Genomic DNA, 24,951 nt, shown 5'->3' on the forward strand with positions numbered 1-24,951 from the left:
CTCCTCCAGGTCGGAAGGGCGGACGAAATGTTTCCCTCTCTCGCTCTAGTTATACCCTATAACGAATCCAGTAGTCCATCGCCGCCGCGTACATGGAGTGATGCCGTCGCACCGTAAAATCGACGCATTGTGTCTGACTCCCACCACACCCCCGAAGCTCCCCCGCCCTCGATGGGGACCTCCCTGCGGCACGTCCGCGCCAAGGGCGAGCCCCGTTTCCCCGACGGGCCGAAGGCCGATCCCGCCGGGTCGCACTTCGAGCGGCGGATCCGGAGTTTCCAGCCCCGTCGCAGTCGGGTGACCGCCGGGCAGGCGGACGCGCTCCAGCGGCTGTGGCCCCGGTGGGGCCTGGACATCGACGGGCAGCGGGTCATCGACCTCGCCGAACTGTTCGGCAACGCCCGCCCCGTCGTCCTGGAGGTCGGCTTCGGCATGGGCGAGGCCACCGCGCAGATGGCCGCCGCCGATCCGGACACCAACATCCTGGCCGTGGACGTCCACACCCCGGGCCAGGGCAACCTGCTGGGTCTCGCGGAGCGCAACGAACTGGCCAACGTCCGGGTGGGCAACGGCGACGCGATCATCCTCATGCGCGAGATGCTCGCCCCCGACTCCCTCGCCGGACTGCGCGTCTACTTCCCGGACCCCTGGCCCAAGAAGCGCCACCACAAGCGCCGGCTGATCCAGCCGGAGTTCCTGGACCTGGCCGCGACCCGGCTCGCACCGGGGGCCGTCGTGCACTGCGCCACCGACTGGGAGCCGTACGCCGAGCAGATGCTGGACGTGCTCACCGCGCACCCCGCCTTCGAGAACACCGTGCCCGGGGGCGGTTTCGCGCCGCGCCCCGCCCACCGGCCGCGGACCCGTTTCGAGGGCCAGGGACTGGAGAAGGGACATGTGGTGAACGACTTGCTCTTCCGCCGCGTACCCCACGGCGATCAGCACCGCGATCAGCACCGCGATCAGTACCGCGACCAGCACCGCGATCAGCTCAAGGAGCAGCCCCCCACCGGTTAGGGTCCATGCCGTGGCCACCTGTCCCCCGTATCCGACGCGTCCGCCCACGCATCCGCACCGGCATACGCACTGGTGGCAGCGCACCTGGGTGCGTTACGGCGCACTGATCACCCTGCTCGCGCTCTCCGGCCTGGTGATCCTGGCCCTGGTCCGCGAACAGACGGGCACGCAGGGCTTCCTGGTGGGACTCGGCCTGGCGGTGCTGCCCGTGCCGCTGCTCCTGGCCGCGTTCCGCTGGCTGGACCGGGTCGATCCCGGCCCCTGGCGCAACCTGCTGTTCTGCTTCGCCTGGGGCGCCTGCGCGGCGGCGCTGATAGCGATCGTCGCCAACAGCTTCGCGACGCGCTGGATAGCGACCGCGACCGCCGACCCGGCCGGCGCGGACACGCTGGGCGCCACGGTCATAGCCCCGGTCGTCGAGGAGTCCGCCAAGGCCGCCGCCGTCCTCCTGGTGTTCCTCTTCCGCAGACGGGACTTCACCGGCATCGTCGACGGCGTGGTCGTCGCCGGGGTCACCGCCACCGGCTTCGCCTTCACCGAGAACATCCTCTACCTGGGCACCGCCTTCGGCACCGACCAGCTCACCGGCGACAGCGGCATCGCCTCCGTCACCGCGGCGACCTTCTTCGTCCGTGTGGTGATGGCACCGTTCGCGCACCCGCTGTTCACCGTGCTCACCGGCATCGGCTTCGGCATCGCCGCGCTCTCGACGGGCGGGCACCGCCTGCGCCGAGCCCTGCTCCCGTTCGCCGGACTGCTGCTCGCGATGGGCATGCACGCGCTGTGGAACGGCTCGGCCGCGTTCGGCGAGTACGGCTTCTTCGCCGTGTACGCGGCGTTCATGGTGCCGTCGTTCGGCCTGCTGACCTGGCTGGTGATCTGGACCCGGCAGCGCGAGCTGGGCACCGTACGGGCCGAGCTGCCCGCGTACGTCGTGGCCGGGTGGCTCACCCCCGCGGAGCCGTACGCGCTCGGCTCGATGCGGGCCCGGCGCATCGCCCGGCAGCACGCGCGCCGGCACGCCGGGAAGGAGGGGGCGCGGGCGGTGGCGCGGTACGAGGCCTGCGCGACCTCACTCGCGTTCCTGCGCGGGCGTGGGCGCCGGGGCAGGGCCGGCACCGACTTCACCGCACGGGAGCGCGAACTGCTGAACGCCCTGTGGCACCTGCGAGGCGTCGCGCGCCCGGCGCTGGACTACGCGGCCCGGGCCACGGCCCCGCCCGCACCCCGGCCGGTACCGCCGTGGGCGTACCCGTACGGGCCCTACGGCGGCGGCCACCCGACGCCGTACCCGCCCAGGACCGCGTACGCCCCCTACGCCCCGCACACCCCCTACACCCCGTACGGACCGCACTCCGCGCCCTCCGCGCACTCCCCGCAGGCCCCTTACGCGCCGCCCGGTCCCTACCGGCCGTAGCGCCCGCTCAGGCCGACGACGCCCGTGTCAGCCTCGCGACCTCGTCCTGCGTCAGGCGCAGCTCCGCCACGCCCAGCAGCGCCGGCAGCTGCTCCACCGTGCGCGCGGACGCGATCGGCGCGGCGACGGTCGGCTGGGCGGCGAGCCAGGCCAGGGCGACCGTGGCGACGGGAGCGTCGTGGGCCTCGGCGATCTCGTCCAGGGCCGTGAGCACCCGCCGGCCGCGCTCGGTCTCCAGGTGCTTCGCCGCACCGCCCGCCCGCGGGCTGTCGACGGCCGCACCGGGCCGGTACTTGCCGGTGAGGAAACCGGCCGCGAGCGCGTAGTACGGCACGGCGGCCAGGCCCGCCTGCTCGGCGAGATCGCGCAGCTCTCCCTCGTAGGTGTCGCGGGAGACCAGGTTGTAGTGGGGCTGGAGGGCCACGTAGCGGGCGAGTCCCTCGCGGTCGGAGAACTCCAGGGACGCCGCGAGCCGCTCGGCGGAGATGTTGGACGCGGCGATGTGCCGCACCTTGCCGGCCTTCACCAGCGCGTCGAGCGCGCCGATGATCTCCTCGACCGGCACCTCGGGCTTGTCGAAGTGGGTGTAGTAGAGGTCGATGTGGTCGGTGCCCAGGCGGCGCAGCGAGGCGTCGGCGGCGGCCTCGATGTTCGCGGCGGTGAGTCCCGGGTAGTCGGGGTGCTGGCTGACCTTGGTGGCGAGGACGACGTCGTCGCGGTTGCCGCGGGCCGCGAGCCACGCGCCGAGGACGGTCTCTGACTCGCCGCCGCTGTTGCCGTCGACCCAGGCGGAGTAGGAGTCGGCGCTGTCGACGAAGTTGCCGCCGGCCGCCGTGTAGGCGTCCAGGACGGCGAAGGACTGGTCCTGGTCGGCGGTCCAGCCGAAGACGTTGCCGCCGAGGGCGAGGGGGAAGACCTCGAGGTCGGAGGAGCCGAGCTTGCGCAGAGAAGTCATGTAGGACGTCAACCACCGCACCGGAGAGGACCATTCCGGCGGACGCGCAAAAACCCCGCAAACCGGCAGCCCTGGCGTCGGGGGGTCGCCGTCAGGACCGCCGGGGACCAGCGGGGGTGGAGACGGTGTGGGTCAGGGAGTGAGGCCCTTGCCCTGCAGCCAGGCCATCGGGTCGATGCCGGTGCCGCCGTCGGTGTGGACCTCGAGGTGGAGGTGGGCGCCCGTGACGTTGCCGGTGGCGCCGACGCGGCCGATGACGTCACCGGTGGTGACCTGCTGGCCGACGCTGACGTTGATGGAGGACTGGTGCGCGTACCAGAGCTCGGTGCCGTCGTCGAGGGTGAGCACGGTCTTGTAGCCGTACGACCCGTCCCAGCCGGCCGACGTGATCGTGCCGCTGTGCACCGCCTTGAGCAGCGTGCCCGTGGGTGCGGCGAAGTCGAGGCCGGTGTGGTGGCCGGAGGCCCAGAGGGAGCCGGCCTGGTTGAACGTCGAGGAGATCGTGTACGAGGAGGTCGGCAGCGTGTACTGCTTGGCCAGCTCCGCGAGCCGCTCGGCCTCGGCCTTCTTCGCGGCCTCCTCCTCCGCCTTCTTCTTGGCGGCGGCGGCCTTGGCCTCGGCCTCCTTCTCCGCCTTGGCGGCGGCTGCCTCGGCCTTCTTCTCGGCCGCGGCGGCGGCTTCGGCGGCGGCCTTGGTCTCCACCTGGGCCTGCTGCTGCTCGGCCTGCGCCATGATCCGGGCCCGCAGCGACTCACCGGCGTCGGTGGTGGCGGCGGTCTGCGTGGTGTCCGCGGCGGCGGCCTGGCCGATGCCGCTGAGCGGGGTGGCGGAACCCTCGGGCTCGGTCGCCTCGTCGTCGCCGGAGATGAGCGAGCCGACGTTCGGCAGGTCCGGCATGGAGATCGACACCGGCGGCTTGCCGGTCTGCGCGCTGGCCATGCCGCCCGCGCCGACGGCCGCTATGACGCCTACGCCGAGGACGGTGGAGCTGCGGGCGAGCCCGCCGCGCTGCTTGGCGACGCGGTGCCGGCCGCGTACGGGACGGATGGAATCCGCGGTGGGATTCCACTCCTCCCAGGGGCCCTCTTCGGTGCGCGGGCCCTCGGGGCCGTCGTAGCCGAAGGTGTCGGTGTCGTGCCGGGTCGGCACGAACGGGGCCTCGGGGGCAGGCCGGTTTGACGCCACGTGGGCGTACTCCTTTCCTTCCTTTCGCCTACCGGGTTAGCTGACGGGTTCGGAGCAGGAAGGTCTCCTACGCGCGTGTGCCGACCGTGTCTCCACGGCGTCAAACGCCCGATTCACCCCAATGTGGTGGTTCCCCGGTTCCCTTGCGGAATTCGGCGCGTGCGCACGGAGCCGCCTTCTGTGACGGCTGGGACGACCGCGCTGCGTTATCGAACGTTAATAGACGCGGGGCTCGGATTCCAAGCTGTTCCTCTTGATCATTAACGGAAACGGCTGGGACGTACACCTCACAGCCGGTGAAAAACGGGCGAGTTGACCCGACCCCGGTATTCCCGTTCACGCGTCTTTGTTCTGACGGTACGTCAGTTGTTATGCGGAGGGAGGTCGTTCCGTCACGACTGGTGACAATGATCATGATCGCCGTGTCGGGGACGCCGTACGGCGAGCAGCGCCATGTCGTCCGCCATGCCGCCCCCGGAGTGGTGGCGCACGTCCTCGGCGAGGGTGTCGAGGAGCTTCGCCGGATGACGGAAGACGCGGCCGGCCAGCCGCGCGTGCGGATCGTAGAACTCACCCTTCGCGTCCCGGGCTTCGGACAGCCCGTCGGTGTAGAGCAGGAGTGTGGCCCCACCGGGGAAGGCGACCTCCTCCGCCCGGTCGGGCCACACACCCAGGTCGCCCATGCCTAGCGGCAGCGCCGACTCGCGGGCGGGCAGCGGGCCCAGGGTGCCGTCGGCGTAGAGCAGCAGGGGCGGCGGGTGGCCGCGGTTGACGATGCGCACGATGCCGTCGCCGTGCGGGAGTTCGGCGAGGACGGCGGTGGTGAAGCCCTCGAAGGCGTCCAGCCCGTCCCGCCGGGTGCCCTCGCGCGCCAGCGCCCGCTCCAGCCGTTGCGCCACCGCCTCCAGTGTCGCCTCCTGCTCGGCCGCCTCCCGGAAGGCGCCGATCACGACGGCGACGGCGGCCACCGCGCCCATGCCCTTGCCGCGCACGTCCCCGACGATGAGCCGGACGCCGCGGGCGCTGTCCTGCACGGCGTACAGGTCGCCGCCGATGAACGCGTCGGCCTGCGCGGCCTCGTAGGAGGCGGCGATCTCGAAGCCGGCGATCCGCTCGGCGGGTTCGGGCAGTACGGCGCGCTGGGCGGCCTCGGCGATCTCGCGGACGGAGACGAGGCGCTCGTCGGTGCGGCGCACGAGGCCGTTCACGAGGACGGCGAGGACGGCGACCGTCGCGATGGTGATCAGCTCGGTGAGGGAGTCGACGTAGTGGATGACGCCCTTGCCGATCTGCAGCCCGATGACCGCGGCGACCACCGCGACGCCGGTGAGCGCCGTGCCGCGCCGCGAGTAGATCGGGGCGGCGACCAGGGGCGCGGCCGTGTAGAGGGGGCCGGCGGTGAAGTACCTCGGGGTGAAGGTGTCGTACAGGATGGCGACGACGATCAGCAGCACGGGGAGCACGCGTACGAAGGCCCGCATGTACCTGGTCCGCCGGCGCGGCGGTGGCCCGGCGGGCGGCACGGGCCGCGCCTCGTCGCCGAGGCCCAGGCCGGGGTCGGGCACGGGATCTCCGGGGAGTCGGCCGCCGGCTCTGGCCTTCGCTCCCTCGTCGTCCACGTCACCTGGCCGCACCACTCGTCTCCCGCCACCCCGCACGTCCACGCCGCTCGCTGCCGTCCCGTACTCCAGGTTTCCCGGAGCGGGGGCGGGGGGCGAGCGGTGAGGGGCCGACCGAATGACGCCGCGTGGCGAAACGCACCGAGGGCCGGAACCCTTTCGGATTCCGGCCCTCGGCCTTCAGTAGCGGGGACAGGATTTGAACCTGCGACCTCTGGGTTATGAGCCCAGCGAGCTACCGAGCTGCTCCACCCCGCGTCGTTGTGTTCACCACTGTACGTCATCCCGGGGGCGGAATGCACATCGGTATCTCCCGTGACGGTTCCCTATCCCTCCAGGTGGCGGTTGGGCGCCTTCGCGCGCTCCTCGTACTCGGGCAGTACGACGACGACGGCGCCCCCGGCGGCGAGCACTCCGCTGCCGTTCGCCCCCGGCACGAAGGTGTCCGGCTCGCGCCAGGCCGTAACCACGCGGCGCACCCCGGCGTCGAGGATCAGCCGGGCGCAGGGCGCGGGCCGGGAGGCGCGGCGGGCGCAGGGCTCCAGGCTGCTGTAGACGGTGGCGGCCGCGAGCCGAGGGTCGGTGGGGTCGACCTTGGCGAGCGCGGCCTCCTCGGCGTGCACGACGGGGTCGCCGCCCTCCCGCGAATACCCCCGGGCCAGCTCCGTCCCGTCGGCGGCGACCACGACGGCCCCCACGCTGAACGCGGTGTCCGACGGCGGGCACAGCTCGGCCAGTTCACAGGCGAGCGCCAGCCAGTGCCGGTCGGCGGCGGCCACGCGGTCGCCGGTGCCGGGCGCGGTGGGCAGGTACCGGTTCAGCACCACGTCCTCGATCGGCCGCGACTCCACCAGCCGCAGCCGCCCGCCCTGGTAGGCACCGGGTCCGAACAGCCGGGGTGCGTCCGGGTCCCCCACGAGCAGCGGCGCGAGGACGAGCTGCAGCTCGTCGGCGAGCTCCTGCCGCAACAGCTGGGTGTGGACGCTCCCGCCTCCTTCGACCATGAGCCGCCGCACTCCGCGCCGGTCGTGCAGGTACTCGAGGGCCGCCCGCCAGTCGAGGACCGGGCCCAGGGGCACGACATCGGCGGCGATCCCCAGCGCGCGGGCCCGCAGGGCGCCGTCGTCGGTGGTCAGCAGCACCTTGTCCCCGCCGGTGTGCCAGAACCGCGCCGCCGGGTCCAGCTCGCCACTGCCACTGACGGCGACCTTGAGCGGGTACTCCGCCTTCCCGTCCGCGACCCGCGCCGCCCGCCGCTCGGCCGAGTTCACCAGCAGCCGCGGATTGTCGGCCCGGATCGTGCCGGCACCGATCAGGATCGCGTCCACGGAGGCCCGCACCTCGTCGACCCGGTCGAAGTCGGCGGGGCCGGACAGCAGGAGCCGGTCGGGTCCGGTGTCGTCCAGGTAGCCGTCGAGGGAGACGGCGGCGGAGAGGAGGACGTACGGGAGGGGCATGCGAGTACTCCCAGAAGGCGAGCGTGTGACGGGTTTTGGCGGGGCAACCCTAGGCGCCCGCACTGTCGTCGGGGCTCACCGCGTCCGGCCGCGGTCGGGCGCCGCCCTTCCCGGCTCCGCGACCCGCGCACGTGGGGGCGGAGCGCGCTTGGATGCGGAATTGCGAAAGTTTGCAATTCATTAGATGCTGTCTTGTCTGGCTCCGCGGACGGTCGCGGACCTGGATCTCCGTGTCCTCCGGTGGGGGGCACCGTCGGGAAGGCGAGGAGTGATGAGGGCGGCGATCGTTTCGCTGGGAGCCCGGCTCACGGCACTGCTGCCCGCACGCGACGACATGGCGCAGGTGCGCCGGACTCCGCGCCGGGATCTGCTGGCCGGACTGACGGTGGCGATCGTCGCGCTGCCGCTCGCGCTGGGCTTCGGGGTCTCGTCCGGTCTCGGCGCGGAAGCGGGGCTGGCGACCGCGGTGGTCGCGGGGGCACTGGCCGCGGTGTTCGGCGGATCGAATCTCCAGGTGTCCGGGCCGACGGGCGCGATGACGGTGGTCCTGGTGCCGATCGTCGCCGAACACGGGCCCTCGGGGGTGCTCACGGTCGGCGTCATGGCGGGCGTGATGCTCGTCGTGCTGGCGGTGCTGCGGGCCGGCAAATACATGCGGTACGTACCCGCGCCGGTGGTCGAGGGCTTCACACTCGGCATCGCCTGCGTAATCGCGCTGCAGCAGGTTCCGAACGCGCTGGGAGTGGACAAGCCCGAGGGCGAGCGGGTGCTGGTCGTCACCTGGCGCGCGCTGCGGGAGTTCGCGCAGCACCCGAACTGGACCGCGGTCGCCCTCGCTCTGGCGGTCGCGGCCGTCATGGTGGCCGGGGCCCGCCGGTGGCCCAAGGTGCCCTTCTCGATCCTCGCGGTGATCGCGGCCACCGTGGTCGCGCAGCTCGCCGGCCTCGACGCCGCCCGGCCGATCGGCGACCTCCCGGCGGGGCTGCCCGCGCCCTCCGTGGCCTTCCTCGACCCCGCCGCCCTCGGCTCCTTGCTCGCGCCGGCGGTGGCGGTGGCGGCGCTGGCCGCCCTGGAGTCGCTGCTGTCGGCCTCGGTCGCCGACGGGATGACGGTCGGCCAGAAGCACGACCCGGACCGGGAGCTGTTCGGGCAAGGGCTGGCGAACATCGCCGCGCCCCTGTTCGGCGGTGTCCCGGCGACCGGCGCGATCGCCCGGACCGCCGTCAACGTCCGGACCGGCGCGAGCTCCCGGCTGGCCTCCCTCTCCCACGCCGCCGTCCTGGCCGTGATCGTCTTCACCCTCGCTCCCCTCGTCTCCAGGATTCCACTGGCCGCGCTCGCGGGTGTGCTGCTGGCGACGGCCGTCCGGATGGTCGAGGTCGGCTCCCTGAGGGCCATGGCCGGGGCCACCCGCTCGGACGCGCTGATCCTCGTGCTCACCGCCGTGGCCACGCTGGCGCTCGACCTGGTCTACGCCGTGGTCATCGGCCTCGTGGTGGCGGGCGCGCTGGCCCTGCGGGCGGTCGCGGTGCAGGCCCGCCTGGACGAGGTGCCGCTGGACCGGGGGGACCACAGCGCCGAGGAACACGCGCTGCTGGCCGAGCACATCGTGGCGTACCGCCTCGACGGGCCGCTGTTCTTCGCCGCCGCCCACCGGTTCCTGCTGGAGCTCGCCGACATCGCCGACGTCCGGGTCGTCGTCCTGCGCATGTCGAGGGTGACCACGATCGACGCCACCGGCGCCCTGGTGCTGAAGGACGCGGTGGAGAAGCTGAACCGACGCGGCATCGCCGTCACGGCCTCCGGCATCCGCCCCGGTCAGCGCCAGGTGCTGGACGCGGTGGGGGCGCTGGAGCTGCTCCGGCTGGGAGGCAGCGAGTACCCGACCACGCCGGAGGCGATCCGGGCGGCTCGGACGCATCTGGAGTACGAGGGTGTACTGCCCGCCCTGCCGGCCCAGGTCTCCCGGACCGCGGAAGCAGAAGCAGAAGCGGAAGAAGCGGGGCGATGAGCACACGGGCACACCGCCTCCGCCGACGGGCCCGGTCGACGGGAACCGCACCCGCACCGGTATCGGCACCGGAACCGGAACCGACCGCGGTACCGGTATCGGCACCGGCCGGTCCGTCACCACGACCGGTCCGCCCGACGTGATCAGCGACCCCGACGACACCGCCCACCTGGAGACGCGATGAACGCCCTGCTCGAACCCCTGCCCCACCGGCACGTGCTCACCCTGCCCACCGAGCCCTCCGCCGTCCGGCTGGCCCGGGAGACCGCCGAGCAGGCGTTCGCCGAGTGGGGAGTCAACGCGAACCATCCCAGCGTGGGGCCCGCCCTGCTGATCCTCAGCGAGCTTGTCACCAACAGCGTCCGGCATGCCGCGCCGCCGTCCGAGCAGGTGACCGTCATCTATTCGGCCGGCGCGGACTGCCTGGCCTTCGCGGTGCACGACCGGCATCCGCACCAGCCGCTGCTGTCCGGCGCGGCCGCCGTGAACCCGTCCGGGGGTCTGGCGACCGTCATGGAGCTGACCACCGGCCTGGGCGGCACCGCGGTCGTCCGCGGCGACAGCGACGACCGGGGCAAGAGCATCTGGATCACTCTTCCCCTGTGATCGTCCGACCGTGTGATTGGGCCCGAGGGGTCGCTCGGGCGAGGATGGGCGGCATGCTGATGAGGATGGGGCGGGCGCGACGCGCCCTGGACCGGCCGACTGGGTCGCGCCGACGGGGTGCGAGGAAGGCGATGGCACGATGAGCACGCCGCTGTACCAGTTGAAGGCCGAGTTCTTCAAAACGCTCGGCCACCCGGCGCGCATCCGCGTACTCGAGCTGCTGAGCGAGCGGGAACACGCGGTGGCGGAGATGCTGCCCGAGGTGGGGATCGAGCCGGCGCACCTGTCCCAGCAGCTCGCGGTACTGCGCCGGGCGAACCTGGTGGTGTCCCGCAAGGAGGGGTCGACCGTGTACTACTCCCTGACCAGCCCTCAGGTCGCCGAGCTGCTCAGGGTCGCACGCGGCATCCTCTCCGGCGTGCTCGCCGGTCAGGCGGAGCTGCTCGCGGACCTCCGGGCCGACCTGCCCCGGACGGGGCCGCCCGCATAGAGCGGACTCGGGGCGTGAGTGACGGTACCCCGGTCATTTGTGGGCGTGTTCGCCCACGTAGAAGAGCAACCAGATGAAACCGGCGAGCAGGTGCGTGCCGAAGATGTAGAAGCCCGCCCGGATCGCGACGCCCCGCTCGAACCTGCGCTCCGCGGTGTTCCGCTCCTTCTTGCGGCGCTCGCCGCCGGGCTGCGCCTCGCCGCTCTCCCGGCTCATGCGGATCGTCCTCCGGATTCCACTGTCGGGCCCGTGGCGCGCAGTTCCTCCAGCAGCCGCTGCTGTCCCGCTATCAGGACGGACAGGACCCGGCGGGCGGCGGCCAGCAGGTCGGCCACGTCCCCGCCGGCCAGTTCGTAGACGACGGTGGAGCCGGTGCGAGTCGCGGTGACGATGCCCGCGCGGCGCAGGACGGCGAGCTGCTGGGACAGGTTCGACGGCTCGACCTCGATCGCGGCGAGCAGCTCGCGGACCGGCCTCGGTCCGTCCTGCAGCAGCTCCAGCACCCGGATGCGCACGGGGTGGCCCAGCATCCGGAAGAAGTCGGCCTTCGCCTCGTACAGCGGAACCGGCATCCCGGTCACCTCCCGTCCACGCCGTATCGCGGCATTCTGCGCATCAGAGCAACTCACCAATTGAAGAACTCTTCAAGTCTACAGGGACGTGGCCGGCCGGTAGGTTGCCGGTATGCCTGATCTCCGCTGGTCCTCACCCCTCGAGGCATACGCCGCTCTGTTGGAGGGCAACGCCCGCTTCGTCCAGGGCGACCGCTCGCACCCCAACCAGGACGCCGACCGCCGGTCGGAACTCGCGCCGCGGCAGCGTCCGTTCGCCGTGCTCTTCGGCTGCTCGGACTCGCGGCTCGCGGCGGAGATCATCTTCGACCGGGGGCTGGGAGACTTCTTCGTCGTCCGTACGGCCGGCCACGTGTCCGGCGCGGAGGTACTCGGCAGCATCGAGTACGGGATCGCGGTACTGGGCGCACCGCTCGTGGTGGTGCTCGGCCACGACTCCTGCGGCGCGGTCACCGCGGCCTCCGACGCCGAGCGCGGGGGCGCCTCACCCCCGGGATACATCGGGGACGTGGTGGAACGCGTGATGCCCAGCGTGCTCGCGGCACGCGCCCTGGGCCACACCGAAGTCGACGAGTTCGTGGACGAGCACATCCGACGCACCGTCGACGGACTGGTGGGACGCTCGGTGCTGCTGGCCGACGAGTTGGCCGCCGGCCGCTGCGCGGTCGTAGGCCTCTCCTACCGGCTGGCCGACGGAACGGTGCACCGCGTGGCCGCGCGCGGACTCGACGACGAGGATCCGTCCGGCCGGTCGACGGGCTGAGACGGACGGGACCCCAGCTCAGTCGTTCTCTGAACCGGGGTCCGACGGGTAGGCCCTGTGGGACTCGAACCCACAACCAATGGATTAAAAGTCCACTGCTCTGCCAATTGAGCTAAGGGCCCAGGCGTTGTGTCGCGCGGTGCTGCGTGATGTTGCCACACCGAGCATAGCCCGACGCGGCCGGGACGCCGATCGGGTATCCGGGTCGCGGCCGCGTCGTGGTGGGGTGGTGGGGCGCGGTGGCTAGGGGTCCACCGGCTCGGGGACGTTCGCTCGGGCGGCTGTGCGGGCGCGGGTGCGTTCGTGGTCGGGGTTGAGGAACCAGTGGCGGGCCGAGGCCAGCCACCAGGTGGCGGCGAAGCCCAGGACGACCAGGACGGCGATCGGGGCGTAGTTGAAGGTCTCCCAGGTGACCGGGGAGACCTGGGGCAGCATGAAGAGGACCGTGATGACGCCGACCCACGTCACCGCGACGACGCCCACCGCCTGGGACCAGCGGCCCAGGTGCCACGGCCCGCGTTCGAAGGCGGCGCCCTTGCGCAGGCGCAGCAGGGTCGGGATGACGTAGGCGATGTAGAGGCCGATGACCGCGATCGAGGTCACGGCGGCGTATGCCGTGACGTTGATCAGGTACGGCAGGCCGAGGACCAGCGCGGCCAGGGCGGCCAGCCAGACCGCTGCGACCGGGGTGCGGGTGCGCGGGTTCACCGAGTGCCAGATGTGGGAGTACGGGAGCGCGCCGTCGCGGGAGAAGGCGTAGATCATGCGGCTGTTGGCCGTCACCGACGCCATCCCGCAGAAGAGTTGGGCGCCGATCACGACGAGGAGGAGGAGTTTGCCCGCCGTGGCCCCCAGCGCGTCCAGGAGGATCTGCGCGGGGGGTGCGCCCGTGGGGGACGTCAGGGCGCCCTCGTAGGACTGGATGGCGAAGGTGAAGCCGAGGAGGAGGACGAAGCCCGCGATCCAGGAGGTCCAGATGGAGCGGACGATGCCCTTCGGACCGGCCGTGGACGCGTCGTGCGTCTCCTCGGTCATGTGGGCGGAGGCGTCGTAGCCGGTGAAGGTGTACTGGGCCATCAGGAGACCGATGAGGACCACGTAGACGCCGCTGCCCCAGCCGGTGTTGTTGACGAACTCGCCGAAGACGAAGGACGCCGACTGGTGGTGGTCCGGCGCGAAGGTCAGCGCGCCGACGATCACCGCGACGCCGAGGACGTGCCACCACACGCTCACGCTGTTCAGCAGGCCGACGATGCGGACGCCGAAGGTGTTCAGCACGCCGTGGAGGATCAGGATCGCGGCGAACAGGAGGATCGTGCGGCCCGGTGTCACCTCGAAGTCGAACTGGAGGTTCAGGTAGGCGCCCAGGAAGGACGCGGCGCCGAAGTCGATGCCGGCGGTGACCGCGACCTGGCCCAGCACGTTGAACCAGCCCGTGAACCAGGCCCAGGCCGCCGCCGTACGCGGGGGCGCCAGGCGGTGCGCCCAGAAGTACAGGCCCGCCGAGGTCGGGTACGCCGAGCAGATCTCGGCCATCGCCAGGCCGACGAAGAGGGTCATCAGGCCGACGGCGACCCAGCCCCACGTGATGACGGCGGGGCCGCCCGTGTTCATGCCGAAGAGATAGAGGGTCAGGCAGCCCGACAGGACCGAGATGATCGTGAAGGAGACCGCGTAGTTGGAGAACGCCGACATGCGGCGGGCCAGAACCTGGGTGTAGCCGAGCTGGGCCAGCCGTTCCTCGTCCGAGAGCCCGCGCGCCTTGGCGTCATCTGTCATGCCCCCAGCAATTCCCCCACCGCAGGCGTGACATGCGTCACTTCGTGGCCGAAAACCGGCCCGGAGAGCATGAGCAGCCATGGGCCGTCATGAGCAGCAGCATGAGCAGCAGAGCGCCGTGGCCTCCACCCTCAGGGGCGGAGGCCACGGCGCTCGTCAGATGTTCAGGCGTCAGCCGTTGCGCTTCCAGCGCGGCTTGTCGTCACGGCGGCCGAAGGACGACGACGAACCACGGTGGTCGTCGCGGCGGCCGTACGGGCGGTCGTGGCCGCCGGAACGGAAGCCGGGACGGTCGCCCTGGCGGTCGCGGTTGAACGGACGGTCGCTGCCACGGTGCCCGCCGCGGTCGTCACGACGGTCGTCGCGACGCTCGAAGGAACGGCCACCACGGTCGTCACGACGCTCGAACGAACGGCCACCACGGTCACCGCGGTCGTCACGACGCTCGAACGTGCGCCCGCCACGGTCACCGCGGTCGTCACGACGCTCGAAGGAACGGCCACCGCGGTCACCACGGTCGTCACGACGCTCGAAGGAACGGCCGCCACGGTCACCACGGTCGAAGGAACGGCCGCCACGGTCACCACGGTCGTTCCGGTCGTCGCGGCGGAAGCCACCACGGTCGTCACGACGCTCGAAGGAACGGCCACCGCGGTCACCACGGTCGTCACGACGCTCGAAGGAACGGCCGCCACGGTCACCACGGTCGTTCCGGTCGTCGCGGCGGAAGCCACCACGGTCGTCACGACGCTCGAAGGAGCGGTCGCGGCCGTTGCCGCCGGTGCTGCGCTCCGTCTTCTCCACGTCCCGCGCGCCGGGCTGCTCGGGCAGCGAGACCTCGGTCTCGGCCGCGGCGGCGGCCACCTCGGCCAGCGCCGTCTCCGGGTCCTCGCCCCGCTCGCGCGCGGACCTGGCGACCAGCCGGTCCGCCTCCTCGCGCAGCTCGGTGGCGCGGCGCTGGGCCCGCTCCAGCTCCTTCGTGAGCTGGGCGACCTCGCGCTCGGCCTGCTGAGCCGCGTTGCCCGCGGACTCGGCCTGGACCTCGGTCATCGACCGGGCACCGGTGATCTCGGCGACCTCCGGCTCGAAGGCCGCGCCGCCCTGGATGATGTGGCGCGTGGCGTCGACGCCCGCGTCCTCCATCAGCCGGAAGATCTGGCGGCGCTGGTGCGGGAGGGAGAGCGAGACGACCGTGCCGGTGCGGCCGGCGCGGGCGGTGCGGCCGGCGCGGTGCAGGTAGTCCTTGTGGTCGCCGGCCGGGTCCACGTTCAGGACCAGGTCGATGCCGTCGACGTGGATGCCGCGCGCGGCGACGTCGGTGGCGACGAGGGCGTTGACGTAGCCCTTCTTGAAGTCCTCCAGCACCCGGGTGCGCGCGCCCTGGGTCATGCCGCCGTGCAGGGCGTCGGCCTTCACACCGGCGTCGCAGAGCTGCTCGGCGATGCGGTCGGCGCCGAGCTGGGTGCGGACGAAGATGATGGTGCGGCCCTTGCGGGCGGCGATCGCGGCGGTGACCGGCGCCTTGTCCTTGGGCTTCACCACGAGGATGTGGTGCGACATGGTCGTCACGTTGCCCTGCGCGCTGTCGACCTCGTGCGTGACCGGGTCGGTCAGGTAGCGCTTGACCAGCGTGGAGATCTCGTTCTCCATCGTGGCCGAGAAGAGCATGCGCTGACCGCCCGCGGGGACCTGGTCGAGCAGCTCGGTGACCTCGGGCAGGAAGCCCAGGTCGGACATCTGGTCGGCCTCGTCGAGGACCGCGATCTGCACGTTCTCCAGGGAGCAGGCGCCGCGGTTGATGATGTCGCGCAGGCGGCCCGGGGTGGCGACCAGGATGTCGACGCCGCGCTCGAGGGCGTAGATCTGGTTGCCCATCGAGGTGCCGCCGCAGACGACCTTCATCTTCAGGCCCATGACGTCGCCGTACGGCTGGAGCGCGTCGGCGACCTGCATGGCCAGCTCGCGGGTCGGGGTGAGGATGACGGCGCGCGGCTTGTGCTTCTCGGTGCGGCCGCCGGCCAGCGTGGCCAGGGTCGGCAGACCGAAGGAGAGGGTCTTGCCGGAGCCGGTGCGGCCCCGGCCGAGGATGTCCTTGCCCGCCAGCGCGTCCGGGATGGTCGCGGCCTGGATCGGGAAGGGGGTGGTCACGCCGTTCTGCGCGAGCTTGCGCACGACGCCCTCGGGCAGACCGAGGTCGGCGAACGTCGACTCGGCAGCCTCGGCAGCCTCGGGGGTCGTGGGGGCCTCGACGGCCTCCGGCGCGCCCTCGGCGCCCGCGACGCCCTCGGCGTTCTCGGGCACGACGACGTGATCAGTACTGGTCATGGACATGCGAATGCGAAACCTTCCGGAGTCTCTCGTCGGCACGCGCCCGTCAACTCCGTGAATCGCGATTCGCAATACGACCGCCTCAATGCGGTCCACCACGGCAGGGGGAGAGAACGCGCCACACGGCGCGCTCTGCGGTGGCGCCGGGCAAATGGGATCAAACGATCTACCACCATACGCACCCTCCACCCCCGAAGGCAAACCGGGTAGCACATGCCCAGCTCAGCGGGGCCGCCACCCCGCTTTCCGAGGCCGTCCGCACTACGCCGGAGTCCCGGCCGCCGGTGCCGGTTCACGCTGTTCGAGCTGGGTCCCCGGCGGCTCGTGCGCCGACGAGGAGGGCTCGGCCACCGTCGGGTCCGGCGTCGGGGACGCGGGCGGCTCCTCGGTCGGCGTCGGGTCCGGTTCGACCGTCCGGGTGGGCTCCGCCGGCGGCGTCCGGGTGGGCTCGGGCCCATGGTCCCCGCCCTTCGGCGGCGGGGCCCCGGTCGGGCGCGCGGGCGGGGCGGCCGACGCGGACGCGTCCTTACCCTTCCCGTCGCCGCCCTTCCCCCTGCCGTCGCCCTTACCCTCGGCCTTCTTCCCCTTGCCGTGTCCCTCCCCGGCCGCCGCGCCGTACCCGGCGTTCCCGCCGGACACCGCGGGGCCGCCCTCGGGGACCTCGCCGCCCCGCTCCCCGGCGGAGTGCGACGGCCTGCCGCGCCCGCCGGGCTCGTCGTCGCCGACGCTCATGCAGCCGGCGGCGGCGACGACGGCCATGGCCGTGGCGGCCAGACGGACGGGTACGTACAAGGGGCGCACGGGCGGCCACCTCCGGGGGTCAAGGAGTCGCCGTGCCCAACTCCCGTCACCCACATGAGGACACGCGCCCGGCGAGGCGGACTTGACCCGGGCGCGTCACCCGTACCCGAGGGCGTGCAGCCGCGCGTCGTCGATGCCGAAGTGGTGGGCGATCTCATGAACCACCGTCACCTCGGTCTCGGCCACGACGTCCTCACGTGTCTCGCAGAAGCGCAGCGTCGGCCCCCGGTAGATGGTGATCCGGTCCGGCAGCACGCCCGCGTACCACTCCCCGCGTTCCGTCAGCGGCGTCCCCTCGTACAGCCCGAGCAGCTCGGGATCGTTCGTCGGCGGTTCGTCCTCGACGAACACCGCGACGTTGTCCATCAGCCGCGTCAGCTCCGGCGGGATCCGGTCCAGGGCCTCGGCGACCAGTTCCTCGAACTCCTCGCGCGTCATCTCCAGCACAGGCCCATTGTCGGGTACGACCGTGGAGTACGACCCGCATATCCGCCCCGGGCCGTGGGCATACGGGACCAATGGCCCGCGTCCCCGCCGCAGCCCTGCACGCCCTGGCCGAGGTGATGAACCCCATCCGCAACGCCCCGCGCGCCCTCAACCTCCACCGCCGCGCCCGCCGTGCGCCCGCCACACCCGAACTCGCCGCCCGCTCACGCCCCTGGACCCGGGCCGTCGGCCTCGTCGCCGTCGTCCTGCTCGGCGCCTGGCTTGGCCTGCTGGTCGTCGGCGACGTCCGGGTGCCGGTCGGCCCCATGAACACGACGATGACCCTGCGCCCCTCGCTCACCGGCGGCACGAAGATCAACGTCTCGCCGCTGGGCGCCCTCCAGCTGGACAGCCACGTCGCCCCGGTCCGCCTCGACGTCAACGTCGACCAGCTCGACCCCGACCGCGCCCAGGCCCTCGTCGACCACCCCGAACGCCTCTCCGGCCTCCAGGACGAGGTCGCGCGGGACGTCGAGCACGGCACCCTCGACCTCGCCGTCCGCTCCTGCGTCGCCGTCGTCACCGGCGCCACCACCCTCGGCCTCGCCGTCTACCGCCGCCCCCGGCGCGCCCTGGCCGCCGGCGGACTCGCCCTCACCCTCCTGGTCGCCTCCGGCGGCACCGCCTACGCGACCTGGAACCCCGACTCCGTCCTGGAACCGAGGTTCTCGGGCCTGCTCTCCTCCGCGCCCTCGCTCGTCGGCAACGCGCGCAGCATCGTGACCGAGTTCGACGTCTACCAGAGGGAACTGGCACGACTGGTGACCAACGTGACCAAGCTGTACGACGTCACCTCCACCCTCCCCGCCTACCAGCCCGACCCGACCACGATCCGCGTCCTGCACGTGTCGGACATCCACCTGAACCCGGCGAGCTGGAAGATCATCGCCTCGCTGGTGGAGCAGTACAAGGTGAACGTGATCGTCGACTCCGGCGACACGATGGACCACGGAACGGCGGCGGAGAACGGCTTCCTGGACCCGATCGAGGACCTCGGCGCCCCCTACGTCTGGGTCCGCGGCAACCACGACTCACGCGGCACCCAGGAGTACCTGAAGCGCCTGAAGAACGTGCACGTCCTGGACGACGGCCGGGCCCGGACCGTCTCCGGCCTGCGCTTCGCCGGCATCGGCGACCCGCAGTACACCCCCGACCGCTCCCAGGCGGACGGCGCCGAGGCCTCCCAGGAGCTGGCCGGCGCCCGGCTCGCCTCCGCCCTGCGCGACCAGAGCACCGCCGGCACTCCCGTGGACGTCGCCATCGCCCACGAGCCGTCGGCCGCCCGCGAGGTCGACGGCGACGTGCCGCTGGTCCTCGCCGGGCACCTCCACCACGAGGACATGGAGGTCATGAAGTACGGCACCCGGCTGCGCGTCGAGGGCTCCACCGGCGGCAGCGGTCTACGCGCGGTCGAGGGCAAGTACCCCGACCCGATCCAGGCGTCGATCCTCTACTTCGACCGGGACACCCGGCACCTCCAGGCCTGGGACGAGATCAAGCTCGGCGGCCTGGGCCTCACGACGGCCGAGGTCAGCCGCCATCTGCCGAAGGAGAACCAGCCGGGCGCCACCCCGTCCCCGACCTCGACCGCGCCCTCCGCGACAGCCCCGGGCGGCCCGGGCGCCTCCCCTCCGGGCAACCCTTCCGGCGCCCCTTCCCGCACCCCTTCCGGCACCCCGTAAACCGTTTTGGCGATACGTCTCGCCGTCGCCTATGCTTCTCACGTCCCCGACGCGCCGTGAGGCGCCCCGGCGGGCCGATAGCCCTCATCGTCTAGCGGCCTAGGACGCCGCCCTTTCAAGGCGGTAGCACGGGTTCGAATCCCGTTGGGGGCACCATCGTCGTATTCCGAGTGAGCCCGCGTCCTTCGACGCGGGCTCACTCGTGTGCGTGCTCAGTTGTGTGCGTGCAGGAGTTCACTCACCGCGAGGCGCGGGTGGGTGGCGGTGACCAGGGCCTGACCGACGAGGACCGCGTCCGCTCCGGCGCGCGCGTACTCCGCCACGTCCCGCGGGCCCCGTACGCCGGACTCCGCTACCCGGACCAGGTCCGCGGGGATGCGGGGCGCGACCTTGGCGAAGGTGGCCCGGTCCACCTCGAGCGCCCTGAGGTCGCGGGCGTTGACCCCGATCACGGTGGCTCCGGCCGTCACCGCCTGCTCCGCCTCGGTCTCGTCGTGCACCTCGACCAGGGGGTGAGCCCGATGTCCCGGGCCTGTTCGAGGAGTTCGGTCAGCCGTGCCCGGCCGAGCGCGACGCCGACCTCGAGCTTGCCGGACGCCGTCTTCAGCACGAGCGGTCCCCGCGTGGTCTCGTCGATGCGGATGTCGCCCTGCGAGGCCCGGGCCTCGACCTCGGCGTGCGCCCGCCCGATCGGCAGCGAGCGCGCCTACGCCGGCCTGCCCCGGTTCTGGAGCAACCAGTTCGCCTCGACCCTGCAGATCGCCGACCTGGGTCACGGCCACGGCCACGACACGGACCTGGTGCTGCGCACGGCCCCGGACGCCTTCTCCGTCCTGCTCTTCCGCGACGCCGCCCTGGTGGCCGTCGAGTCCGTCAACCGCCCCGCCGGCCACATGGCGGCCCGCCGCCTCCTCACGAGAGGAGTTCCCCTCACTCCCGAGCAGGCAGCCGGCGAGGGATTCACCCTCCGCGGCCACCTCGGAGCGCAGGCACCCACCCCCCGTGCCCGCTCCATGAGAAAGGGGCGCCACATGCCCCGCATCACCACGGCGTCCGCGGCCCACCCCATGCCCCCGGACCTCCCGGCCCGGGGACGCGGAAGGCGCCCGATCGGCGCCCACGCGTCCGCTCGCGGCCGACCTGTGCGTTTCCAGGGCGACACGCATCCTCTGATACTCTGCTTCAGCGACGTCACCCCAGCTGACGAGGGTCCGGACCACCGGGAATCAATCATGTTGGGGGCACAGCAAGCGTGTGCGACACTGTCACACACAGCGCCTGGTCCTGTGGAGCAGTTTGGAGTGCTCGCCACCCTGTCAAGGTGGAGGCCGCGGGTTCAAATCCCGTCAGGACCGCTGAGGTTTCACGTGAAACCTCGCGGCTGGGTAGCTCAGTTGGTACGAGCGATCGCCTGAAAAGCGATAGGTCGCCGGTTCGACCCCGGCCCCAGCCACATACAACCCCCGTCGAGATCATCGACGGGGGTTCTGTGTGTCCGGACGGAAATCGTTCGCCAGGATTTTCCCGGGGATGAGATCCTGGAACTCGTATGTCTACGCACCCCGCCCCCGCCCTCGGCACCCTCGCCCCCCGGCTGACCGAGCTGTCCCTGCGCGACGCGCACCGGCTCGGCCGCAGGCTCGAGGGTGCGCGGAAGATCCGTAAGCCGGAGGCCCGCGCCGCCGTTCTCGCCGAGATCGAGACGGAGGTGGCCAAGGCCGAGCAGCGCATCGGTGAACGCCGGGCGCGTGTGCCCACCGTCAGCTACCCCGAGCAGCTCCCGGTCAGCCAGAAGAAGGACGTGATCGCGGAGGCCATCCGCGATCACCAGGTCGTCATCGTCGCCGGCGAGACCGGATCCGGTAAGACCACCCAGATCCCGAAGATCTGTGTCGAGCTGGGCCGTGGCGTCCGCGGCATGATCGGGCACACCCAGCCCCGCCGGATCGCCGCGCGCACCGTCGCCGAGCGGGTGGCGGACGAGCTGGACACCCCGCTCGGCGAGACCGTCGGCTGGAAGGTCCGCTTCACCGACCAGGTGAACCCGGAGTCCACCTTCATCAAGCTGATGACGGACGGCATCCTGCTCGCCGAGATCCAGACCGACCGCGAGCTGCGCGCCTACGACACGATCATCATCGACGAGGCCCACGAGCGCTCCCTCAACATCGACTTCCTGCTGGGCTACCTCGCGCAGCTGCTGCCGAAGCGTCCCGACCTCAAGGTCGTCATCACCTCGGCGACCATCGACCCGGAGCGCTTCTCCCGGCACTTCGGCGACGCCCCGATCATCGAGGTCAGCGGGCGCACGTATCCGGTGGAGGTGCGGTACCGGCCCCTCCTCGAAGAGGACGGCGACGACGCCGACCGGGACCAGATCACCGCGATCACCGACGCCGTCGAGGAGCTGATGGGGGAGGGCAAGGGCGACATCCTCGTCTTCCTCTCCGGTGAGCGGGAGATCCGGGACACGGCGGACGCGCTGGAGAAGAAGAGATACAAGTTCACGGAGGTGCTGCCGCTGTACGCGCGGCTCTCCCACGCCGAGCAGCACCGCGTCTTCCAGCAGCACACCGGACGCAGGATCGTTCTGGCGACCAACGTCGCCGAGACCTCGCTGACCGTCCCCGGCATCAAGTACGTCATCGACCCCGGCTTCGCGCGCATCTCCCGCTACAGCCACCGCACCAAGGTCCAGCGGTTGCCCATCGAGGCCATCTCGCAGGCCAGCGCCAACCAGCGCAAGGGCCGCTGCGGCCGTACCTCCGACGGCATCTGCATCCGGCTGTACTCGGAGGACGACTTCACCGCCCGGCCGGAGTTCACCGACGCGGAGGTCCTCCGTACGAACCTGGCCTCCGTCATCCTCCAGATGACCGCGGCCGGCCTCGGCGACATCGAGAAGTTCCCCTTCATCGATCCCCCGGACCACCGCAACATCCGCGACGGCGTGCAGCTCCTCCAGGAACTCGGCGCGCTGGACCCGGCGCAGAAGGACGTCCGCAAGCGGCTGACCGACACCGGCCGCAAGCTGGCCCAGCTGCCCGTCGACCCGCGGCTGGCCCGGATGGTGCTGGAGGCCGACAAGAACGGCTGTGTCCGCGAGGTCATGGTCATAGCGGCGGCGCTGTCCATCCAGGACCCGCGGGAACGCCCGGCGGAGAAGCAGGCCCAGGCCGACCAGCAGCACGCCCGCTTCAAGGACGAGACCAGCGACTTCCTCGCGTTCCTCAACCTCTGGCGGTACCTGCGCGAGCAGCAGAAGGAGCGCGGCTCGTCGTCCTTCCGCCGGATGTGCAAGCAGGAGTACCTCAACTTCCTGCGCATCCGCGAGTGGCAGGACATCTACACACAGCTGCGCACGGTCGCCAAGCAGATGGGCATCCACCTCAACGACGCCGACGACACCGCGCCGGACGACCGGGTGCACGTGTCGCTGCTGGCCGGCCTCCTCTCCCACGTCGGCATGAAGGACGTGAAGGAGGGCGCGAAGAACGAGTACCTGGGCGCGCGCAGCGCCAAGTTCGCGATCTTCCCGGGCTCGGCCCTCTTCAAGAAGCCCCCACGCTTCGTGATGTCGGCGGAGCTGGTGGAGACCTCCCGCCTCTGGGCCCGCGTCAACGCGAAGATCGAGCCCGAGTGGGTGGAGCCGCTCGCCGAGCACCTCCTCAAGCGCACGTACAGCGAACCGCACTGGGAGAAGGACCAGGCGGCCGTGATGGCGTACGAGAAGGTCACGCTGTACGGCGTACCGATCGTGGCCCAGCGCAAGGTGAACTACGGGCGGATCGACCCGGAGGTCAGCCGCGAGCTGTTCATCCGCAACGCCCTGGTGGAGGGCGACTGGCGCACGCACCACAAGTTCTTCGCGGACAACCGCCGGCTGCTGACCGAGGTCGAGGAGCTGGAGCACCGGGCCCGGCGCCGGGACATCCTGGTCGACGACGAGACGCTGTACGACTTCTACGACCAGCGGGTGCCCGAACACGTCGTCTCCGGGGCGCACTTCGACTCGTGGTGGAAGCACAAGCGGCACGAGCAGCCCGACTTCCTCGACTTCGAGCGCGAGATGCTCATCAACGAGAAGGCGGGGGCGGTCACCAAGGACGACTACCCGGACTCCTGGCGCCAGGGGCCGCTGAAGTTCCGTGTCACCTACCAGTTCGAGCCGGGCGCGGACGCCGACGGCGTCACCGTCCACGTACCGCTCCAGGTCCTCAACCAGGTCACGGACGAGGGCTTCGACTGGCAGATCCCGGGCCTGCGCGAGCAGGTCGTCACGGAGCTGATCCGGTCCCTGCCCAAGCCGGTCCGCCGCAACTACGTGCCCGCGCCGAACTACGCGCAGGCGTTCCTGGACCGTGCCGTGCCCCTTCAGGAGCCGCTGCCGGTGACCATGGCGCGGGAGCTGAAGCGCATGGTGGGAGTGCCGTTCGACGCCGAGGACTTCGACTGGGCGAAGGTCCCCGACCACCTCAAGATCACGTTCCGGATCGTCGACGAGCGACGCCGCAAGCTGGCCGAGGACAAGGACCTGGAGGCGCTGAAGCTGCGGCTGCGCCCGAAGGCGCGCAAGGCCCTCTCCCAGGCCGCGGCCGCCACCGCAGAGCGCAGCGGCGGCGAGTCCCTGGAGCGTTCGGGCCTGACGGACTGGACGATCGGCACGCTGACCCGGGTCTTCGAGACGCGCCGGGCCGGTCAGCCGGTGAAGGCGTATCCGGCGCTGGTCGACGACGGAGCGGCGGCGGACACCGTCTCCGTCCGCCTTTTCGACACCGAGGCCGAGCAGGCACAGGCCATGTGGAAGGGCACGCGCCGGCTGATCCTGCGCAACATCCCGGTCAACCCGGCGAAGTTCGCGTCCGAGAAGCTGACCAACCAGCAGAAGCTGGGCCTGTCCGCGAACCCGCACGGTTCGATCCAGGCGCTGTTCGACGACTGCGCGAGGGCGGCGGCGGACAAGCTGATCGGCGACTTCGGCGGTCCCGCGTGGGACGAGGAGTCGTACCGCAAGCTCTACGACAAGGTCCGCGCGGAGATCGTCGACACCACCGTCCGCGCGGTGGGCCAGGTCCAGCAGGTACTGGCGGCCTGGCAGGCCTGCGAGCGCCGCCTGAAGGCCGTGCGGAGCCCCGCGCTGCTGGCGAACCTCCAGGACGTACGGGGACAGCTGGACGCGCTGGTGAAGCCGGGCTTCGTCACGGAGGCGGGCATCGGACGGCTGCCGGACCTGATGCGCTATCTGGTCGCCGCCGACCGGCGTCTGCAGCAGATGCCGACCGGTGTGCAGCGGGACACGTCCCGGATGGAGAAGGTCCACGAGATGCGGGACGAGTACGCGTGGCTGCTGGAGCAGATGCCCCAGGGCCGGCCGGTGCCGCGGCAGGTCCTGGATGTCCGCTGGATGATCGAGGAGCTGCGGGTCAGCTATTTCGCGCACGCGCTCGGCACGGCGTACCCCGTCTCCGACAAGCGCATCGTGAAGGCGATCGACGCGCTCGCGCCGTGACGGAGCTTGCACGGAGGGTGAGTTCGACCGGCGGCTCACCCTCCTGTACAGTCTCTTCTCGCAGCGCAACGCACAAGAAGCGCCGCGAAACCTGGTCCTGTGGAGCAGTTTGGAGTGCTCGCCACCCTGTCAAGGTGGAGGCCGCGGGTTCAAATCCCGTCAGGACCGCAACGAGACCCCGCACCGTTTGGTGCGGGGTCTTTTTTCGCGCCTGGTGGCATGTCCCGCCCCACGCCCCCCAGAAGGCCTCAGCGCCCCTCTCGCGGCCTTGACG

The 24,951-nt window shown here is 71.5% G+C and carries 18 protein-coding genes, 6 tRNA genes, 2 pseudogenes and 1 riboswitch; of the genes and pseudogenes, 13 read left to right on the top strand and 13 right to left on the bottom strand.

Going from position 1 to position 24,951, the window contains the following annotated elements; translation table 11 throughout:
* The first annotated feature begins 129 nt into the window (after positions 1-129).
* Entirely contained in the window at positions 130-1,017 is an 888-nt protein-coding gene (gene trmB, locus ACGH7X_RS18395) for a tRNA (guanosine(46)-N7)-methyltransferase TrmB (protein ID WP_399886439.1), read from the top strand.
* 10 nt (positions 1,018-1,027) lie between these two features.
* Positions 1,028-2,434 (top strand): PrsW family intramembrane metalloprotease, encoded by a 1,407-nt coding sequence (locus ACGH7X_RS18400; protein WP_399886440.1) that lies wholly within the window; start codon positions 1,028-1,030, stop codon positions 2,432-2,434.
* Between the two features lie 7 nt (positions 2,435-2,441).
* Here the strand turns inward: ACGH7X_RS18400 and ACGH7X_RS18405 are convergent, their stop codons facing one another.
* The 5 genes from ACGH7X_RS18405 to ACGH7X_RS18425 form a co-directional block, all read right to left on the bottom strand.
* Positions 2,442-3,389, bottom strand: a complete 948-nt coding sequence (locus tag ACGH7X_RS18405) for an aldo/keto reductase (protein ID WP_399886441.1) — start codon at positions 3,387-3,389, stop codon at positions 2,442-2,444.
* 132 nt (positions 3,390-3,521) lie between these two features.
* On the bottom strand, positions 3,522-4,574 hold the full coding sequence (locus tag ACGH7X_RS18410; protein ID WP_399886442.1) for a M23 family metallopeptidase: 1,053 nt from the start codon (positions 4,572-4,574) through the stop codon (positions 3,522-3,524).
* Between the two features lie 11 nt (positions 4,575-4,585).
* Positions 4,586-4,742: riboswitch (cyclic di-AMP (ydaO/yuaA leader) on the bottom strand.
* A 224-nt stretch (positions 4,743-4,966) separates the two neighbouring features.
* The gene (locus ACGH7X_RS18415) at positions 4,967-6,193 is read right to left on the bottom strand and encodes a PP2C family protein-serine/threonine phosphatase (RefSeq protein ID WP_399886443.1); all 1,227 of its coding nucleotides are present in this window, start codon (positions 6,191-6,193) and stop codon (positions 4,967-4,969) included.
* Between the two features lie 184 nt (positions 6,194-6,377).
* A tRNA-Met gene (locus ACGH7X_RS18420) sits at positions 6,378-6,451 on the bottom strand.
* Positions 6,452-6,519: 68 nt separating this feature from the next.
* Complete coding sequence (locus ACGH7X_RS18425; protein WP_399886444.1) at positions 6,520-7,650, bottom strand: dihydrofolate reductase family protein; 1,131 nt, start codon at positions 7,648-7,650, stop codon at positions 6,520-6,522.
* A gap of 271 nt (positions 7,651-7,921) precedes the next feature.
* Between ACGH7X_RS18425 and ACGH7X_RS18430 the strand changes: the two genes are divergently transcribed.
* The 3 genes from ACGH7X_RS18430 (at position 7,922) to ACGH7X_RS18440 (ending at position 10,757) form a co-directional block, all read left to right on the top strand.
* A complete protein-coding gene (locus ACGH7X_RS18430; protein WP_399886445.1) occupies positions 7,922-9,661 on the top strand; it encodes a SulP family inorganic anion transporter in 1,740 nt (579 codons plus the stop codon).
* A 180-nt stretch (positions 9,662-9,841) separates the two neighbouring features.
* Entirely contained in the window at positions 9,842-10,267 is a 426-nt protein-coding gene (locus ACGH7X_RS18435) for an ATP-binding protein (protein WP_399886446.1), read from the top strand.
* Positions 10,268-10,406: 139 nt separating this feature from the next.
* Positions 10,407-10,757 (top strand): ArsR/SmtB family transcription factor, encoded by a 351-nt coding sequence (locus ACGH7X_RS18440; RefSeq protein WP_399886447.1) that lies wholly within the window; start codon positions 10,407-10,409, stop codon positions 10,755-10,757.
* A gap of 33 nt (positions 10,758-10,790) precedes the next feature.
* Here ACGH7X_RS18440 and ACGH7X_RS18445 read toward each other — a convergent pair whose 3' ends face one another.
* Together ACGH7X_RS18445 and ACGH7X_RS18450 are read right to left on the bottom strand one after the other, a co-directional pair.
* A complete protein-coding gene (locus tag ACGH7X_RS18445) occupies positions 10,791-10,973 on the bottom strand; it encodes a DUF6126 family protein (RefSeq protein ID WP_399886448.1) in 183 nt (60 codons plus the stop codon).
* The gene (locus ACGH7X_RS18450) at positions 10,970-11,329 is read right to left on the bottom strand and encodes an ArsR/SmtB family transcription factor (RefSeq protein WP_399886449.1); all 360 of its coding nucleotides are present in this window, start codon (positions 11,327-11,329) and stop codon (positions 10,970-10,972) included. Before ACGH7X_RS18450 ends, ACGH7X_RS18445 begins: the two co-directional genes overlap by 4 nt.
* Positions 11,330-11,441: 112 nt before the next feature.
* Here ACGH7X_RS18450 and ACGH7X_RS18455 point away from each other — a divergent pair, with 112 nt between their 5' ends.
* The gene (locus tag ACGH7X_RS18455; protein ID WP_399886450.1) at positions 11,442-12,092 is read left to right on the top strand and encodes a carbonic anhydrase; all 651 of its coding nucleotides are present in this window, start codon (positions 11,442-11,444) and stop codon (positions 12,090-12,092) included.
* Between the two features lie 49 nt (positions 12,093-12,141).
* Here ACGH7X_RS18455 and ACGH7X_RS18460 read toward each other — a convergent pair.
* The 5 genes from ACGH7X_RS18460 to ACGH7X_RS18480 all read right to left on the bottom strand — a co-directional run bounded on the left by ACGH7X_RS18460 (position 12,142) and on the right by ACGH7X_RS18480 (position 17,447).
* Positions 12,142-12,214 (bottom strand) — tRNA-Lys (locus ACGH7X_RS18460).
* A gap of 121 nt (positions 12,215-12,335) precedes the next feature.
* Positions 12,336-13,871 (bottom strand): amino acid permease, encoded by a 1,536-nt coding sequence (locus ACGH7X_RS18465; protein ID WP_399886451.1) that lies wholly within the window; start codon positions 13,869-13,871, stop codon positions 12,336-12,338.
* 171 nt (positions 13,872-14,042) lie between these two features.
* Positions 14,043-16,202, bottom strand: a complete 2,160-nt coding sequence (locus ACGH7X_RS18470; protein WP_399886452.1) for a DEAD/DEAH box helicase — start codon at positions 16,200-16,202, stop codon at positions 14,043-14,045.
* Positions 16,203-16,460: 258 nt separating this feature from the next.
* Positions 16,461-17,000: a hypothetical protein gene (locus tag ACGH7X_RS18475; protein WP_399886453.1), complete on the bottom strand. Its 540-nt coding sequence runs from the start codon at positions 16,998-17,000 to the stop codon at positions 16,461-16,463.
* Between the two features lie 96 nt (positions 17,001-17,096).
* The gene (locus ACGH7X_RS18480) at positions 17,097-17,447 is read right to left on the bottom strand and encodes a metallopeptidase family protein (RefSeq protein ID WP_399886454.1); all 351 of its coding nucleotides are present in this window, start codon (positions 17,445-17,447) and stop codon (positions 17,097-17,099) included.
* A 71-nt stretch (positions 17,448-17,518) separates the two neighbouring features.
* Between ACGH7X_RS18480 and ACGH7X_RS18485 the strand changes: the two genes are divergently transcribed.
* Together ACGH7X_RS18485 and ACGH7X_RS18490 are read left to right on the top strand one after the other, a co-directional pair.
* Positions 17,519-19,168, top strand: a complete 1,650-nt coding sequence (locus ACGH7X_RS18485; protein ID WP_399886455.1) for a metallophosphoesterase — start codon at positions 17,519-17,521, stop codon at positions 19,166-19,168.
* Between the two features lie 80 nt (positions 19,169-19,248).
* Positions 19,249-19,324 (top strand) — tRNA-Glu (locus ACGH7X_RS18490).
* A gap of 56 nt (positions 19,325-19,380) precedes the next feature.
* On the opposite strand, the pseudogene ACGH7X_RS18495 reads toward ACGH7X_RS18490, so the two are convergent.
* A pseudogene (locus ACGH7X_RS18495) lies at positions 19,381-19,754 on the bottom strand (indole-3-glycerol-phosphate synthase TrpC); the annotation flags it as partial.
* 55 nt (positions 19,755-19,809) lie between these two features.
* Here ACGH7X_RS18495 and ACGH7X_RS18500 point away from each other — a divergent pair.
* The 5 genes and pseudogenes from ACGH7X_RS18500 to ACGH7X_RS18520 all read left to right on the top strand — a co-directional run.
* Positions 19,810-20,127, top strand: a pseudogene (locus tag ACGH7X_RS18500) (oxidoreductase C-terminal domain-containing protein); the annotation flags it as partial.
* 321 nt (positions 20,128-20,448) lie between these two features.
* Positions 20,449-20,523, top strand: a tRNA-Asp gene (locus ACGH7X_RS18505).
* Between the two features lie 24 nt (positions 20,524-20,547).
* Positions 20,548-20,621: transfer RNA gene (locus ACGH7X_RS18510), tRNA-Phe, on the top strand.
* 96 nt (positions 20,622-20,717) lie between these two features.
* Positions 20,718-24,677, top strand: a complete 3,960-nt coding sequence (hrpA, locus tag ACGH7X_RS18515) for an ATP-dependent RNA helicase HrpA (protein ID WP_399886456.1) — start codon at positions 20,718-20,720, stop codon at positions 24,675-24,677.
* Positions 24,678-24,770: 93 nt separating this feature from the next.
* Positions 24,771-24,845 (top strand) — tRNA-Asp (locus tag ACGH7X_RS18520).
* Positions 24,846-24,951 lie beyond the last annotated feature (106 nt).

Origin of the sequence: Streptomyces sp. BBFR51 (assembly GCF_044591655.1) — a bacterium.
Lineage (GTDB): Bacteria > Actinomycetota > Actinomycetes > Streptomycetales > Streptomycetaceae > Streptomyces.